The sequence below is a fragment of the Variovorax sp. 01T432 genome, from assembly GCF_056398605.1.
This window is the reverse complement of record NZ_JBFTPS010000041.1, coordinates 1-15,240: the sequence shown is the minus strand read 5'-3', so window position 1 is coordinate 15,240 and position 15,240 is coordinate 1. Positions and strand designations below refer to the sequence as shown.

At 62.6% G+C, this 15,240-nt stretch carries 11 protein-coding genes and 1 pseudogene; 11 read left to right on the top strand and 1 reads right to left on the bottom strand.

What is annotated here, in order from left to right; translation table 11 throughout:
- Positions 1–37: 37 nt before the first annotated feature.
- The 9 genes from AC1DNF_RS25370 (at position 38) to AC1DNF_RS25330 (ending at position 13,231) form a co-directional block, all read left to right on the top strand.
- Entirely contained in the window at positions 38–2,197 is a 2,160-nt protein-coding gene (locus AC1DNF_RS25370; protein ID WP_478151412.1) for a glycosyltransferase, read from the top strand.
- A 53-nt stretch (positions 2,198–2,250) separates the two neighbouring features.
- Positions 2,251–3,393, top strand: coding sequence for a polysaccharide biosynthesis/export family protein (locus AC1DNF_RS25365; protein WP_478151411.1), 1,143 nt, complete (start codon positions 2,251–2,253; stop codon positions 3,391–3,393).
- Positions 3,394–3,403: 10 nt separating this feature from the next.
- A complete protein-coding gene (locus tag AC1DNF_RS25360; protein WP_478151410.1) occupies positions 3,404–4,822 on the top strand; it encodes an ABC transporter permease in 1,419 nt (472 codons plus the stop codon).
- A gap of 6 nt (positions 4,823–4,828) precedes the next feature.
- Positions 4,829–5,548, top strand: coding sequence for a P-loop NTPase family protein (locus AC1DNF_RS25355; protein WP_478151409.1), 720 nt, complete (start codon positions 4,829–4,831; stop codon positions 5,546–5,548).
- Positions 5,541–6,701: a KpsE/RkpR family capsule polysaccharide export protein gene (locus AC1DNF_RS25350; RefSeq protein ID WP_478151408.1), complete on the top strand. Its 1,161-nt coding sequence runs from the start codon at positions 5,541–5,543 to the stop codon at positions 6,699–6,701. Before AC1DNF_RS25355 ends, AC1DNF_RS25350 begins: the two co-directional genes overlap by 8 nt.
- A gap of 4 nt (positions 6,702–6,705) precedes the next feature.
- Complete coding sequence (locus AC1DNF_RS25345) at positions 6,706–8,778, top strand: BTAD domain-containing putative transcriptional regulator (RefSeq protein WP_478151407.1); 2,073 nt, start codon at positions 6,706–6,708, stop codon at positions 8,776–8,778.
- A gap of 111 nt (positions 8,779–8,889) precedes the next feature.
- Positions 8,890–9,900 (top strand): SDR family oxidoreductase, encoded by a 1,011-nt coding sequence (locus AC1DNF_RS25340; protein WP_478151460.1) that lies wholly within the window; start codon positions 8,890–8,892, stop codon positions 9,898–9,900.
- A gap of 102 nt (positions 9,901–10,002) precedes the next feature.
- A complete protein-coding gene (locus AC1DNF_RS25335) occupies positions 10,003–11,226 on the top strand; it encodes a pectate lyase family protein (protein WP_478151459.1) in 1,224 nt (407 codons plus the stop codon).
- Between the two features lie 391 nt (positions 11,227–11,617).
- On the top strand, positions 11,618–13,231 hold the full coding sequence (locus tag AC1DNF_RS25330) for a methyl-accepting chemotaxis protein (RefSeq protein WP_478151406.1): 1,614 nt from the start codon (positions 11,618–11,620) through the stop codon (positions 13,229–13,231).
- Positions 13,232–13,515: 284 nt separating this feature from the next.
- Here AC1DNF_RS25330 and AC1DNF_RS25325 read toward each other — a convergent pair.
- A pseudogene (locus AC1DNF_RS25325) lies at positions 13,516–13,974 on the bottom strand (chloride channel protein); the annotation flags it as partial.
- A gap of 292 nt (positions 13,975–14,266) precedes the next feature.
- Here AC1DNF_RS25325 and AC1DNF_RS25320 point away from each other — a divergent pair.
- Both AC1DNF_RS25320 and AC1DNF_RS25315 read left to right on the top strand, forming a co-directional pair.
- Positions 14,267–14,728 (top strand): MerR family DNA-binding transcriptional regulator, encoded by a 462-nt coding sequence (locus AC1DNF_RS25320; RefSeq protein ID WP_478151405.1) that lies wholly within the window; start codon positions 14,267–14,269, stop codon positions 14,726–14,728.
- 228 nt (positions 14,729–14,956) lie between these two features.
- The coding region (locus tag AC1DNF_RS25315) for a chemotaxis protein CheW (protein WP_478151404.1) at positions 14,957–15,240 on the top strand (284 nt) is incomplete at its 3' end.

Sequence of the window (15,240 nt, the reverse complement as noted above, 5' to 3'; positions counted from 1 at the left end):
AGTGTTGGGGGCGCTCACCAATGACAACACCTCAACGATGAACAACAGCAGCGAAAAGCGAGCGCCAATCTTGGTCAGTTCCGTGGACGATGTCCGCCGCTGCATTGCGGCCAATGCAGGACACGAGGAGAGCACTCCGGAGAATGCGGTCGAGGCTGCGGTGGGTGTGACCGTCAGCGAGGCGCTGCAATCGGTCCGCGCGGAGTTCGCGCGGACGGTCGCCGTTGCATCGACGCTTCGGGCGGCGGAGAAGGCGCTGGTGCATGCACAGGAAATCGCGCGCGATCATCCGGACGACGCGGCCGTGCGTTTCATGCTGCTCCAGCTCAAGGACGCAGCGGGGCACACCGACCGGATGTTCGAACAGTGGTCCGCATTGTTGGCCGAGCAACCCGGCGATATCCGCATCGTCCGCTACTGCGCCTCGCATCTCGTAAGGGAACGGCGCAGCGTCGAAGCAATGGCGCTCATCGACGAGTACATGCCCGGGACGCTCGACGATCCGCGCTCGGGTCTCGTCCGCGCCGAAATGCTCGCCGATATCCGTGCTCACGAGGAGTCGGACGCGTTGTTTCGCCGCCTGATCGAACTGCATGGCCGGCGCGATCTGCGGGTTACGTTCGCCAAGCGCCTGTACAAACGGGGCCTATTGGCCGACGCCGTCGAGGCGCTCGCCCCGCTCGTCGCCTCGCTTTCGCCACAGACCCAGGCAGGCCAATTGGCGGCTTCGCTCGCGGACGACTACGCATTCTTTCGCCGGTTCGAACCTGAAAGCGGGCTGGCGGGGCGGGACATCAAGATCGTCGCAATGAAGCACGCGATCCTCGCCTGCCGCGACCGTGTTCTGCCGCGGCACGACGCCAAGCGACCAGTGTCGATTGCGTTGCTGACCGGCAGCCTCGGACCCGGCGGCGCCGAACGTCAGTTGACACGTCTCGCATGTCATTTGCAGAGGCTCGCCACGGAACACGGCATCGACGCAGTCGCGAAGCCGCTGAAGCTGGGGACTGTCGAAGTTCTCGTCAAGCAGCACTCCGAGCCGCCGGGTTCGGTCAAGAACCGGCGGCTCGCTTTCTTCGCCGGCACCTTGCATGAGGCGGGCATCTCCGTGACCGAGATCAATTCGCTTCCAGCTGTTTCGGCGAGCCATCAGCCAATCGGTAATGCCGACTTGCTGCGCCTGCTGGCGAGGCTACCTGCGCCGGTGCACTACGGCGTGACGCGCCTTGGCCCGTATCTACGTGAGCGCCGCTTCGATGTGGTCAGCCTGTGGCAGGACGGAACGTGTCTTTTCGGCGCGCTCGCCGCGCTGCTCGCGGGCGTGCCGGTGATTCACCTCGTGTTCCGCGGATTGCCGCCGAACATTCGGCGGGAGCGTCACCGGCCCGAGTACGACGTCCTGTATCGCGCATTGGCTGAGATTCCCGGAGTTAAGTTCGCAAGCAATAGCCGCGCGGGTGCCGAAGAATACGCGCGATGGCTCGACCTGCCTCTTGATCGCTTCCAGATTCTCTACAACGGCGTGCCGGATCTCGACACCGCCGCGTCTGAGCAGGACGACGCGCGCTGGCAGGCTTTCGCGAGTCAGACCCAGGATGCCACTGAGACGATCGGCGGTGTGTTCCGCTTCGAGCCGGACAAGCGGCCGCTATTGTGGATCAAACTGGCTGCCCGGTATCTGAAGCGGCGTCCGCGCGCGCGGTTTCTCATGGTTGGAGATGGGCGGCTTCTCGAGAACGCTGCGGCGCTGGCGGCCGAACTCGGCGTGGCCAGACGCTTGCTGTTCGTCGGCATCTCGTCGCATGTCGGCTTCTGGTATTCGAAGATGGACGTGAAAGTGCTGCTGTCCAGATTCGAGGGATTGCCGAACGTGCTGATCGAGGCACAAATGCTCGGCATTCCCACGTTGTCTACGCCTGCGGGCGGCGCTGGTGAGTGCTTCGTCGATGGCGTTACGGGACAACTTCTCGATTCCGCCGAACACCCGGATGTGAACGAAGCGTGCGACAAGCTCGCCGCTTTGGTCGATGGCTTCCAGGCGGACGGCGCGATGCGCAAGCATGCCCGCCATCGCGCCCGCGAGCGGTTTTCGGTCGAAACATTGATCGGCAGGTTCATCGAAATGTGCATTCCGGCCGCCTCCGCACAAGAGGACGAAGAACGCGGGGACTTGCTTGAGGATTCGCTCGCAGCGTAATGGCTCGGACACATCCAATGTGCCCATAGCTAGACGCGTCGTATAGGTAAAGTATGAAGTTGATTGATGTCGGGCGTCGCCCCATTCGCCCGTGGGTGCTGCTGTCAAGAGGTTTGGCCGCGCTGTTGCTCGCGCTATCGTGCGTGCTCGCGCTGCAGGGGTGCGGGCTGCCGCGCAGTGGCCCACTCTGGAGCGAGGTCGACGCGGCGCGCGACGAAAACACCATCTTCCTCGTGCCTATGACGGCGGAAATCGCTCGCGCGAGCCGTGGATATGATCGCGCGAGCTTCCCTCAGGCGTTTCTGAACGCTCAGCCCTTCGAGTACGAGCGGCTCGCGCCTGGCGACGGCGTCGAGGTCACGATCTGGGAGCGCGATGGCCTGAACGTCTTTCGCGCGGGCGAGAATGGCGGGTCGAATCTAGGCGAACTGGTGCTCGATCGCTTCGGCGACATCTATTTGCCCTTTGCGGGAGAGTTCCGGGCGCGAGGACTGACACCTGCGCAGCTCCGCGACGCGATCGTTCGGCGTCTAAGCCGGCTGGTGGTGGACTCGGACGTCAGCGTGCGGCCCACTGCCCGGCGCGGCCAGACGGTGACGGTGCAAGGCGACCTGCAGAAGCCAGGTGTTTATCCGCTCGGCCAGGACACCGAGCGCCTGAGCGGCCTCCTCGGTCTTGCGGCCCCCGACCAGACCAATCCCGAGCAGTTGCTGGTGACAGTGCGGCGTACGGGCATCGCGGGATCAGTTCGGCTTGCAGACGTCTATCGCGATGCTGCGGCAGACGTCGCGCTGCGCCCAGGCGACTCCGTCATCGTGCACAACGTCGTCGAGCGGCTGATCGTGCTCGGCGCGGCTGGTGTACAAGGCCGTGTCAAACTGACCAAGCGCAACTACAGCGTGCTGGACGCGCTCGGCGATTCGCGCGGCCTCAGTGATTCGCTGGCCAACCCGCGCGCGGTGTTTCTGATGCGCCGCCCCGTCGTGGCTGACGCCGCTTCGGCGGAGACGGGTGCCACCGTGTACCAGTTTGACTTCACGCAGCCGGACCAGATCGCGCTTGCCGGCGTGTTCGTCGCGCATGACGGCGACGTCATCCTTGTTTCAGACGCGCCGTTCACGCAAGTACAGAAGCTGCTCTCGACGTTCAGCGCGACGCTCGGAAGCGCGCGCTCGATCAGCACTCTATCCGAATAGTGCCGCGGTGATGAGCAATGAAGAGCGAATCAGAGACTGGCGCGCGCGGCGACAGGCAGGCGGCTACCAGATCGGCGCAGCGCCGATCGAGCGCCCCGATCCCGCCGAGAAAGGGATTGATGCGGCACTTCCCGTCTCCGATGTCGGCGGGGCCTTGCATTCCATCGCCTCGTCTGCTGGACCTGCGGACTGCAGGGCGGAGGCGGCAGCAACAAGATCCGCCACAATGCTCGCACGGATTCTCGATGCGCTGCGGGCAGCGCCGCACGAGAGGGTGGCTGGCCGACGCGCCGTGTACGACGAGCTGAAGGCACATCTCGAAAGCGAAGTGGGGAATGCGCCGCGCGACGATGACACGGCCGATTTCCTCCGGCGTCAACTGCACACGACGATTCGTCTGCTCGAGAACGATATCCGCGCGGGTATCGGCGTATTCGCCATGGGCTACGCACCGGCAACGCTCGCCACCAATGAAGCTCGCCTTGCTGCCGGATTCGAGAAACGCGCGCAGAGGCGCCGCGAGCAGGAGGCGCGGGAGGCACGCCGTCTCGCCTCCCGGCAGGACGTGGCGCTTCCGATCAATCTCGTGCCCGAGGAAGCCGCCGACCTTGCGACCTTGAGTGCGCGCGTTGCCTCGCTTCACGCGCGGCAGCAGCCTGCAGATCCCGCGCACTCGCGTCTGTCTGCGTTGTTGCCGTTGCTGATATTGCAATTGCACACCATTCACGGCGAGAGTCGAATCGCGCTAATTTGGGCGCTATTCGGGCCGACGGTGCTGCTGGCACTCATCTCGTCGCTCTACTATCTGACGGGAACGCACCACATCCTCGGTATGGATGTGCCCACGTTCTCGCTGCTGGGCGCGACGACTTGGATCATGTTCCGTCAGATCATCTTTCGTAGTAGCAGCAGCTATGTGTCGGCGCGTGGGCTGCTCAACTTGCAGAACGTCACGCCGCTAATGTGCGCTCTCGTGCAGGCGCTGATCTATCTGGTCATCTACCTCCTCGTGTTCGCGATACTGATCACGGGCGGCTACGACTTCGACCTCGTCAGCTTGCCGTCCAACTGGCCCGCGTTCGTGTTTTTCGTCGTGACGATTGGCATCGCCGGCGCGGCGATGGGCTTGCTGTTCGGAGCGATCGCAACCGCGTGGCGTTTCTTCTTGAGGCTTGCCACTGTGATCGAACGTTTTCTTGAAGTGTTCAGCGGCGTCTTCTTCGTCTCCGAGCAGTTGCCCGAGCAGGTTCGCCCTTACTTCTTGTGGTCACCTTTCGCGCATGGCATGCAACTGTTGCGCTCGGCGTATTTCGACAGCTACCAGTCATCCGACGCTAGCCTCTCATATTTCCTGACGTCGCTCGTGTTCCTGATGGTCGTCGCTGTCGCTTCCGAGCGCCTCGCGCGAAGCAACGTGCAGCCAATGTGAGGCGCCATGATTAGTCTGAATGGCGTCACCGACTCGCCGCAATTCTTCGGTTCGCGGCTGCCGCTTCTCTCGAATCTGAATCTGGAGATTCCGCGGGGCCGATACGCGGTGCTCTCGCGCACGCCGGAAGTGCATCGCGCGCTGATCGACGTGCTGGCGGGACTGCGACCGCCTTGCGCGGGGTTCGTTCAGCATCGTGGACTGGTTTCGTGGCCGCTCGGGCGGCAGGGATTCATCCGCGGCAAGGCGAGCGGACTGCGGATGATCGAATTCGTCTGTACTCTGTACGGCGTCGAACCCGCGCCTTCCATCGAACTCGTGGCGGATCTGCTGACAAGCCCCGAGCATCTGAAAATTCCGATGGAACACTGGCCGCCCCATACGCGGTATGAGTTCTCGTTTGCGTTGGCTCTCGCGCCTGCCTTCGATGTATACGTAATTGAGGGGGCGATTCCGTTCGAGCCGCGCCGCTTCACGCGCCTGTGGCTCGCGCTGTTCGAAGCACGTCTGGTCGGCCGGACGCTGATACTTTCCACGTACCGCCAGAATCAGATGGCGGACCATTGCATCAAGGGTTTGATTTATGAGCGAAGCGTTCTTCGCATCGACGACGATCTCGACGAATGCATCCTCCGGTATCCGTCGCGGCGTTCCAGAATTGAATCCGCTGAAGCGGGAGAAGATATCGCCGTCGACGCCCTCTCAGGAGGGCAATTCAATGTTTGACACCGAATCGACCATAGGCTTGCGCAGCCGCGAGCGTGCGGCCGCGCTGCGCGAACGCCGGTGCAGGCGCTGGATTACGCTCAGCGTGATTCTCGCGCCGGTCATAGTGAGCGCGCTCTACGCAAAGTTCATCGCAGTGCCGCGCTATTCCGCCGAAGCGCGTTTCTCGGTGCGCTCGAGTTCGAGTAGGCCGGCGAGCGCGGGGGGCGCCAGCAGCTTCTTCACGACGGGCGACAACTTGGCTGTTGCCGGCGGTTTCGTCGACGGCTGGGCGGTCAGCGACTTCCTGAATTCGCGCGACTGCATGCTGCAGGTCGATGGCAAGATCGGTTTGCGTCACCGTTTCACGCAGCCCGGCCTCGACCCCGTCAACGGTCTGCCGCCCGATGCGAGCGAGGACGACCTGTATCGCGCATACCGGTCGGCGACCAAGGTTTCGTACAACGTGATGGAGCAAATTGACGTGATGACTGTCAGCGCGTTTTCGCCGCAGGATGCCGCCGCAATCTCCGAGGCGTTGATCGACGTCGCACAGGAGTTCGTCAATCGGATGGATGAGAAGGGCGTGGCGGACGTGCTCAAGGTGAGTCGACAGGCGGTGGCCATGGCCGAGAGGGACGCGAAGCTGGCGCGCGCCGCGCTGGCCAAGTGGCGCGTGACTCATGGGAACATGGACCCGGCGGCAGATGCGACGATGCTCCTCGGTCTCGTCGGGCAGATCGAGACTGAACTGAATGCCGCACAGATACATCGCGACAAGGTCTTCGCGCTGGGTAACCCCGATCATCCCATGCTGCGCCCGGCCCAGGCGCAGGTCGCGGCGCTGCAGAAGAGGCTCGCGGATACGCGCCGACGGATGAGCGGCGCGGGCAATACCGAAGCGACCCAACTCAGGGAATACGAAGAGCTGAAGAATACGCAGACTTTCGCAGATTCGAACCTGACTGCGGCTCAGCAAAGCTATCAGCAAGCGTTCACCGATACCCTGCGATTGCAGCGTTATCTCAGCGTGATCGCCAAGCCGTTGCCGGCCGATCGGCCGACGAGTCCTAACACGCCGGTCCTCATGCTCGAGGCACTCGCACTCGGCTTCGTGCTCGCCCTGGTCGGCAGAGTTGGGGCGGCGCTGGGCCGGGAATTCCGCCATGGATAAGCGCATGACCGACACGCGGGGTGACGCGCCCGACGCCGGATCGTTCGACGCGTGCAAGCAGGCCGTTCGGGCAGGCGATTGGGCGGCAGGCCTCGCTGCCTTCGCGGGAGCCGTCGGCACCGGTGCGGTGCCGGATGCGGCCGCGCGGCTCTATCACACGATCGCGAGGATTCGTTCAGAAGTCGAGCCGATGGCGGCGATCGCCACGCTCGACGCGGCGCTCGTGCGCGACGAGCAGGCGCGCCTTGAGCTGAGACGCCTCGCGGTCTCGCCGCTCGTGCGCGAAGGGGCACTGGTCGCCGCTGCCGCCGTGTTGACGGTGCTCGCCGACGCGTCGCCGCGCCTGATCGACGATCGCCGGCTGCTCGCGAGCGTGCTGGGCCGCCTGAAACGTTGGGACGAAGCCATCGCTCACGCGGACGCGACGGCGGCCCTGGCGGCGCACGACGCAGCACTGCACGCCACGCGCATTCAGCTGCGCATCCAGGCCGGCCGGGTCGCGGATGCCGCACAGATCGCCCGAGCCACGCTCGACATGATTGGCGACGCAAGCGCGATCTCGCATGTCTGGATGACGGCGCTCATCCGCAACGCGGACGCCGCGCCCGCGGCCCACATTGCGGCCATGCTCGACCCGGCCAGGTTCTCGAACGAGCATGTGGCCACCAGAGCGGTGCAGGCTTTGCTCGGCGACGACCGAATCGACGCGGCGATCAGGGCCGGAGAAGGCGCATTGACCGCAGGCCACGATGGAGCGGCGCTGCGTTCGCATCTGGGGCAGGCCTACCTTGCCCGAGGAACACGCGAAGACGGCAACCAGGAGGCGATGAAGCATTTCGCTCAGGGCCTGGCGCTCGCGCCGCAAGACGTGCGTCTCGCGTCGCTATACGGCGAGACCCTGTTGCGCGCTGGCCGCTACGCCGATTCGATCGAACACTTGCACAGAGCTTGCGAACTCGCACCAGGGCTCGACCAGACGCGTGCGCTGCTTGCTCGCGCGCTGCGCTATTCCGGCCGCCATTCGGAATCAGCCGACGAACTAATGAAGCTCGTGCGGCAACGGCCCGAGCGCGTGCGCTGGCAGCGTTCCGCGGTCGCGGCGCTGTCTCAGTCGGGACGCAAGGACGAAGCTTCCGAACTGTACGAGCGCTACCTGCAAACGCGTGCCGAAGCGCTACCCGACACGTTCTTAGATGCGCTCACGCAGCTCGACAGTAAGCTCGACACCGCACCGATTCCGCAAGCGCGCTTCGATTGGGCGTGGTCGTTGCGACGCGAGACCGCTCACGTCGATCGTGCGCAGTGGGAACGGGCGGCGCGCTGGGGATATCTGGTCGACCATCTGCTGCTCGAATGGCTCGAATGCAGAGAGGACCGGATCGAAGAGGCCATGGCGCTGCTCGACAACCTCGACGAGGCAGAGTGTTTCTTCGCGCCCTTGCTCGCAAGCGGAAAAGGATTTGTCATCGCGACCGCGCACGTTGGGCCGATGTACGCGGGCCTCATGACGCTCGAACTGCTCGGCATTCCGTCCCGCTGGCTATCCACCACTCCGAGCGTCACACGCGCGAGCTATGCGTCCGCGCTGATTTCGACCGCCGATCAGACCGAAGCCCAAGTGGCTAGGGAGTGCTTCCGGGCGCTGGCGTCGGGCTACGCCGTGTGTCTCGCCGTGGAAGGCGCGCAGAATCCGGCTGCGCCGCGCATCGTGTTCGAGGGACAGCAGATCACCTATTCGAGCTTCGCATCGCGGGCTGCCCATCGCTTCGGCTTGCCGTCGCTCTTCTATGCCCCGAGGTGGGAAGAGGGCAAGATCGTCCAAACGCTCGAGATGCTTCCCGGAGTGTGCCCCGGCGAGGATGTTGACGCTTACGCGGCTAGGTGGAAGCACGCCTACCTCGAAATGTTGCGCGAACATCTGGCGGGGCCGCCTGAGAGCCTTCGCTTGAGCGGAGGAATCTGGCGTCACGTCCTCCCGCTTGACCGCTCGGCGACTGCGCATATGGAACTTCGCGGCGACGCGCTCCGCCATTGCGCAGCCTACCCAGAGGCGCTCGCTCCTCTCGAAGCGAGCTAGCCCACCCTTCAGACAACTGAGGCAGACATGAAAGCAGAGATGTTGGCGAATGAACCGAATATGCCGTCATGGATGAGGCACGAGACGCAGCACGAACTGTGCGAATTCCTTATGACGAACCGCTTTCGCTGGCTCGTCACGGGCGCGGCAGGCTTCATCGGCTCCAACCTCGTCGAGACACTCCTGATGCTGGGGCAGAACGTGCTGGGCATCGACAATTTCGCGACCGGGCATCAGCGCAACCTTGACGAAATCAAGACGCGGGTTGGCGAAGAGCGTTGGAGCCGCTTCTCGTGTGACGAAGCAGATATACGCGACCTGAATGCGTGCGACCTGGCCGTCGCTGGAGTGGACTATGTGTTGCACCAGGCGGCGCTCGGGTCCGTGCCGCGCTCGGTCAAGGATCCGATCACGTCGCACGATGTCAATGCGTCCGGTTTTCTCAACATGCTGGATGCGGCGCGGCGCGCGGGTGTGCGACGCTTCGTCTACGCGGCGTCTAGTTCGACCTACGGCGACGAGCCAAATCTGCCGAAGCGCGAGGACCGGATTGGCAACCCGCTCTCGCCGTATGCGGTGACCAAGCTCGTCAACGAGATCTATGCCGGAGTCTATGCGGGGACGTATGGATTCGCTTCGGTCGGGCTGCGCTATTTCAATGTGTTCGGTCCGCGTCAGGACCCGAGCGGCGCGTATGCGGCCGTAATCCCGAAGTGGATCGCCGCGATTCTCGCGGGCGACGAGGTCCAGATCAACGGAGACGGTGAAACCAGCCGCGACTTCTGTTACGTGGGCAACGTCGTGCAGGCCAATCTTCGCGCGGCTTTGCGCGAGGATTTGAGAGCGAGCAAAGTGTACAACGTCGCAGTGGGCGGCCGGACCACGCTCAACGATCTCTTCCATGTGATTCGCGACGGTCTCATGGGACTCGGTTTCGCGTATCAGAAGGAGCCGGTCTACAAGCCCCCGCGCGCCGGCGACGTGCGCCACTCGCAGGCCGACGTTTCGAAAGTGCAGGCCGAGCTGTTGTATGCCCCGCTCATCGATTTGCGCGCCGGCATGGCCGAGGCCTTGCCATGGTACGTCAAGTCCCTAACGAGGGAGGCCACCCTCGCGGCATGAGCCGTGCGCCGCGCCGAAGGTCGTTCATCACAAGCATGTCGAATGAAAAGATTCCGCGATCGAGCTGACGCGTCAAACACCGCGCACGAATCATCGTGGCGCATGCCAGGCATACGCGCCGTGGGAGCATTTGCCAATCTCTTGTCGCAGTCGGTGCATGCGATCGTCGGGTTGCTGGCGGTAACGAGCCTCGACGCGCGAGCCGCGCCCGACGATGCGTGCGAAGTTGCAGGCAGCGATTGCGCGATGGTTTCGACCCTTCTCCAGCAAAGGGAAGGTTACGGCCGAGAAGCCACCGGCGGAATGGGCGGGCGCGTGGTCTACGTCTCGTCCCCGGCGAATGCCGGAGCGAGCTCCTTGCGCGAAGCGTTGGAGAGAGCAAGAGGTCCGACGTGGATCCGTTTCGCGTCGGACATGACCATTGCTCTCGAATCGAAGATTCGCGTGCCGTCGAACGTCACGGTCGACGGTCGCGGCCATGCAGTGACCTTGCTCGACTACGGGTTCGGCATCTATCGCAGCTCGAACGTCATCGTCACGCATCTGACGATAGACGGCCGACTTCGCACGTTCTCGCAGGCAATCGACGTTGCGAACGGGTCCCGCAACTTGTGGATCGACCATCTCGACCTTTCGCGTTTCGCCGATCGCCTGTTGAACGTCAAGAACGGCTCGACCAATGTCACCGTCTCGTGGGTGAAATTCCACGACGATGACAAGGTCATGCTGCTTAACAATATTACGTCGAAGAATCTCTTCGAGAACTACGAGCGCGATGCGATCGCCCGCGTGACGGTTCACCACAGCTATTTCGTCGACACTGTGCAGCGAAATCCACGCGCGCAGTTCGGCACGATCCATCTCTACAACAATCTGCTCGAAAACTGGGACTTCTATGGCATGAGCTTCAGTCTCGAAGCGAAGGCCCTCGTGGAGGGAAACATTTTCGCGAACACCTCGCAGCGGCCTTGCAAGGAGCCGCCGTTCTTCCCCACCGTCGAAGGCGTCAATGCGAGATATTGTCGTTACATTCCCGACGCGCCGACCCGCAGCGCGCTCGTCAATGGAGAGTCGGATCGCAAACGCTATGAAGAAACTCGCCCCCAATTTGGCTATACGCGTGACTACAGGGCGTTTCTATCCGTCCAAGACAATTTCTATCTGGGCGATGCCAAGGCCGTTCTCGAAGACTATCGGCCAGGCGAGGTGCACAAGCCGCCGTACTGCTATTCATACGAGCGTCCGTCGCCCATCCTGGCGGAGCGCATTCGCGCGCTAGCGGGTAATACTCGCACGGACGTCGCCGCGCCACAGTGCAGGGACTAACTGCCGGTTGCGCCATCGCGATTCGGTAAGTCCACGGAATCAGAAGAATCGGTAGTGTCGACGTGTGGAGGGTTCGCATATCCTGATAGCGGCCGCTCGCCGACTATGCCAAGCCTTCAAAGGGGGCACCGCATCCGGGTTGTAGCCGAAAGTCCCTGAGGTACTTCGCCGAGATGACCAGCAAGTTGCCCTCTTGTCCTGATTCGCGACTAGAGAGCGCAAGCAGCGCGCTTCGGAGCGCTCAATTCTACAAAAAGGGGCGTTAAGGTTTAGCCGGTTCAGCCGATAACCTTTGAGTGATGTAACTTGAGTATCCGCTGTCGGCGTAAGACAGCAGGATGTCGTCTCCGTCGGCTGTCAAGGGCCCCCCGCCCAAAAGAAACTCCTTCCAATGAAACTCAGCATTAAGCTTCCACTGGCCTTCGCAACCGGGGTTGTACTGCTTCTCGCGGCCGCGCTCCTCGGCATGTCTTCCCTCAACCGCTCGCTTGACATGTATGGCACGACGGTGCAAGCCAGGGCTGCGGATGAGCGCGCGGTCACGCTGATGCTCCTGACCTTTAAGGTCCAGGTCCAGGAATGGAAGGACACCTTGCTACGCGGCAAGGACCCGGCCAAACTGGCGGCCTACTGGTCGGCTTTTGAAGAGCAGGAGGTTGCCGTGGCGAGCGCCGCCAAGGCGCTGCAGGCATCCCTTCCTCCGGGGGAAGGCCTCGAGCTGGTGAAGAAATTCGCAGCCGCCCATACTGCGATGGGTTCGGGCTATCGGAAAGGCTTAGAGGCGTTCAAGGCCAGCGGCTTCGAGCCCGGCGCAGGCGATGCGGCCGTCGCCGGCGTCGATCGCGAACCAGCAAAACTGCTGGAAGATGTGGCGCGCCGCATTCAAGCCGACAGTGCGGCGGTCGCCGCAAAAGCGGCCGAGGACGCGAACCGCGCGACTTGGTTCAGCGTGTCGCTCATGCTCGGCTTCTGCGTGGTTGGCGGCGTGGCTAGCGTGCTCTTCAGCCGCACGATTACCGGGCCGATTCGTGAGGCACTAAAGGTCGCTCAAGTGGTCGCAGGCGGCGACCTGACGAGTCAGATCGAAGTGCGGTCGAAAGACGAAACCGGCCAGCTAATGCAAGCGCTCAAGGCTATGAATGAGAGCCTCAGCACCGTCGTTGGCGACGTGCGCCGGGGCGGTAGCACCATCGCGAGCGCATCGACCCAGATCGCGATGGGCAACCAGGACCTGTCCTCGCGCACCGAAGAGCAGGCCAGTTCGTTGGAGCAGACCGCCGCGTCGATGGAAGAACTCACCTTCACGGTAAAGCAGAACGCGGACAATGCTCGGCAGGCAAATCAACTGGCAGTGCAGGCCTCCGAAGTGGCGGCGAAGGGCGGCGACGTCGTGAGCCAAGTGGTGGACACCATGGCCTCGATCAATGCCTCGTCGAAGAAGATCGTCGACATCATCGGGGTGATCGACGGCATCGCATTCCAGACCAATATCCTGGCGCTCAATGCTGCGGTGGAAGCCGCCCGCGCCGGTGAGCAGGGCCGGGGCTTCGCCGTTGTAGCTTCGGAAGTGCGCAGCTTGGCGCAGCGCTCGGCGGCAGCCGCCAAGGAAATCAAGGGCCTCATCGATGATTCCGTCGGCAAGGTCGATGCCGGCAGTTCCCTGGTGAATGAAGCTGGCCGCACAATGGAAGCGATCGTGGCCAGCGTGCGCCGTGTGACCGACATCATGGGGGAGATCAGCGCGGCGAGCCAGGAGCAGACCTCGGGCATTGAGCAGATTAACCAAGCTGTGACACAGATGGATGAAGTGACCCAGCAGAACGCCGCGCTCGTCGAACAGGCGTCAGCGGCGGCGCATTCCCTGCAGATGCAGGCCGGTAGCCTGGTGCGGGCGGTGAGCGTCTTCACGCTGGCGCCGGCCCATGCAGGCCAACCGGCTGGTTCTGGCAGTTTCCGGCTGTCGCCTGCATTCCGCCCTGCCTTGCGCTCACCAGGCATCCAGTGAAACGATCGTGGCACGGCTTTCTGTACTACGGCTCCGGATACATCTTCCATAGTGGCAATTTCCCTTCGAGAGCTGTAAAGGGAAATTGTCAAACCGCATGCATGCAGGTCTAACTGGGCCTTCTGCCAGCAATTGGAGCGCGTCAGAAATCTGCGTCGAATCACTTCCGGTGCGTGAATGCTGTCACGGATGGCCTAGCAGCGGCGCGCTCAGCCGGCGCCAAGAGCGCGTCGCCTTGGCGTGAGCGGCGAGCGGGAAGAAGAGACGTAGGGAAGTGAGTTGGCTCATGTGCTGGTTCGGTCTTTGGATTCAACGGATGCGGCAGAAACTGGAGCGACAGTGGGCTTGCTTCTGTAGTCACGCACGTCGCCAAGTCGCAGGCCTTCTGGTAGCGGGCGGTGCTTTGGTTAGCCGACGCGCTGAGCGCGATAGATCCCCGTCTGCCCTGAGAACAGGTAGCTGATCACGCAAGCCACGACCGCGTACACGCCGATCTCGGCGCCGAACAGTTCAATGGCCATCAGCGTGCATGCCAGAGGTGTGTTTGCGGCACCGGCGAAGACCCCCACGAAGCCGAGCGCAGCGAGTAGAGGAAACGGCATCTGCAAGATTGGCGCGAGCGCGTTGCCCAGCGTCGCACCGATGAAGAAAAGCGGCGTCACCTCGGCCCCCTTGAAGCCGCTGCCGAGTGAAGCGACGGTGAAGGCCATCTTCGCGACGAAGTCCCACGGCGCTACGGGCTGGGTGCGGGCCCAAGCCAAATTGACTCGCGGGGGGGGTACGCGTTTGGAAATCATGGCATCAGATCGAACCAAAGCTCGGGCCCGTTCTGCAGACCGTCCATAGTTGAGAAGATTCCGGAACATCCGGGGGCGACGTCACCGACTGGAGAATCAAGTCCAAATCCGTCAGCGAAACGGGCTCACGTTCTGGTCACGTCTACATTGATATTTGGCCGCCGTAGCCACTTCGTTCAAGTGCTTTTTCTTTGTGTCAGGCAAAGTTGCAGTTTGACGCCGCGCTTCGTGCAATCCGATGAATGCGGTTCTCTTTTACTCAACCACCCATGCGAAGCTTATTAAGCCGGTACGAATGAGAGTGTCAGAACTTGCCCAGCGGACCGGCGTGTCGGTCTATAGGCTTCGACATTATGAAGAGCTTGGGCTGATTCAAGCAGAGCGCAGCAGGTCGGGCTATCGAGATTTTGTCGACGGTACTGTGCGCGAGGTGATCTTTATTGCAATGAGCCGTGATCTCGGTTTCTCGCTGAAGGCCATTGGCGAGAGCTTGCCGCGCTACCGTGCCGGCACGCTCACCTTCGTCCAGATGGTTGACCTCATGCGCGGCCGAATCGCCGAAGTCGACCAGCAAGTTGAAACGTTGCGCACCGTGCGAAAGGAGCTGGTGTCGCACATTGCCTTGCTTGAAAGGCGCAATCGTGCGTCCGTCAAGTGCCAGGATGGCAAGACATTCTCCTTCTGGCCCGCCACACGATAGTCCAAGCGATAAGCCCAATCGTGGCAGCGGTGACTCCGATCGGCTTCGCGAACTGTCGCGATGATCCGGATCGGCCGTCGTGGCCCCCGCGTGTCGCGATTGGGCATGTACGCCGACGCCGGGCGCTTGGTTGGTTATGGCCACGATTCACACCCTGTTCACCTCAAGTCGATTTGAAGTGGAGCAGCTTAGTTACAACCCCCTGAAGGCAAGTTAAGGAAACCAACCATGGATGTCACGCACCAGACTGACAACGATCAGACGCCACTTCGGCGCGGCCGCGTTGAACACGCCGAAGCTTCCTCCGTCCGAGATCTCGAATTCCTGGCTTTCACGCTAGGCGAGGAGGAATACGGAATCGAAATCCAGAAGGTGCAGGAGCTGCGGGGCTACGACGCGGTGACGCGGATCGCGAACGCGCCGGAGTACATCAAGGGGGTGGTGAACCTGCGCGGGATCATCGTGCCGATCATCGACATGCGCATCAAGTTCTCGCTGGGCACGCCGAGCTA

Excerpts from the sequence above, each read along its gene's own strand:
- AC1DNF_RS25350 (WP_478151408.1), top strand. The coding sequence starts at position 5,541 with ATGTTTGACACCGAATCGACCATAGGCTTGCGCAGCCGCGAGCGTGCG.
- AC1DNF_RS25345 (WP_478151407.1), top strand. The coding sequence starts at position 6,706 with ATGACCGACACGCGGGGTGACGCGCCCGACGCCGGATCGTTCGACGCG.
- AC1DNF_RS25335 (WP_478151459.1), top strand. The coding sequence starts at position 10,003 with ATGCCAGGCATACGCGCCGTGGGAGCATTTGCCAATCTCTTGTCGCAG.
- AC1DNF_RS25340 (WP_478151460.1), top strand. The coding sequence starts at position 8,890 with ATGACGAACCGCTTTCGCTGGCTCGTCACGGGCGCGGCAGGCTTCATC.
- AC1DNF_RS25330 (WP_478151406.1), top strand. The coding sequence starts at position 11,618 with ATGAAACTCAGCATTAAGCTTCCACTGGCCTTCGCAACCGGGGTTGTA.
- AC1DNF_RS25360 (WP_478151410.1), top strand. The coding sequence starts at position 3,404 with ATGAGCAATGAAGAGCGAATCAGAGACTGGCGCGCGCGGCGACAGGCA.
- AC1DNF_RS25320 (WP_478151405.1), top strand. The coding sequence starts at position 14,267 with ATGAATGCGGTTCTCTTTTACTCAACCACCCATGCGAAGCTTATTAAG.
- AC1DNF_RS25355 (WP_478151409.1), top strand. The coding sequence starts at position 4,829 with ATGATTAGTCTGAATGGCGTCACCGACTCGCCGCAATTCTTCGGTTCG.
- AC1DNF_RS25365 (WP_478151411.1), top strand. The coding sequence starts at position 2,251 with ATGAAGTTGATTGATGTCGGGCGTCGCCCCATTCGCCCGTGGGTGCTG.
- AC1DNF_RS25370 (WP_478151412.1), top strand. The coding sequence starts at position 38 with ATGAACAACAGCAGCGAAAAGCGAGCGCCAATCTTGGTCAGTTCCGTG.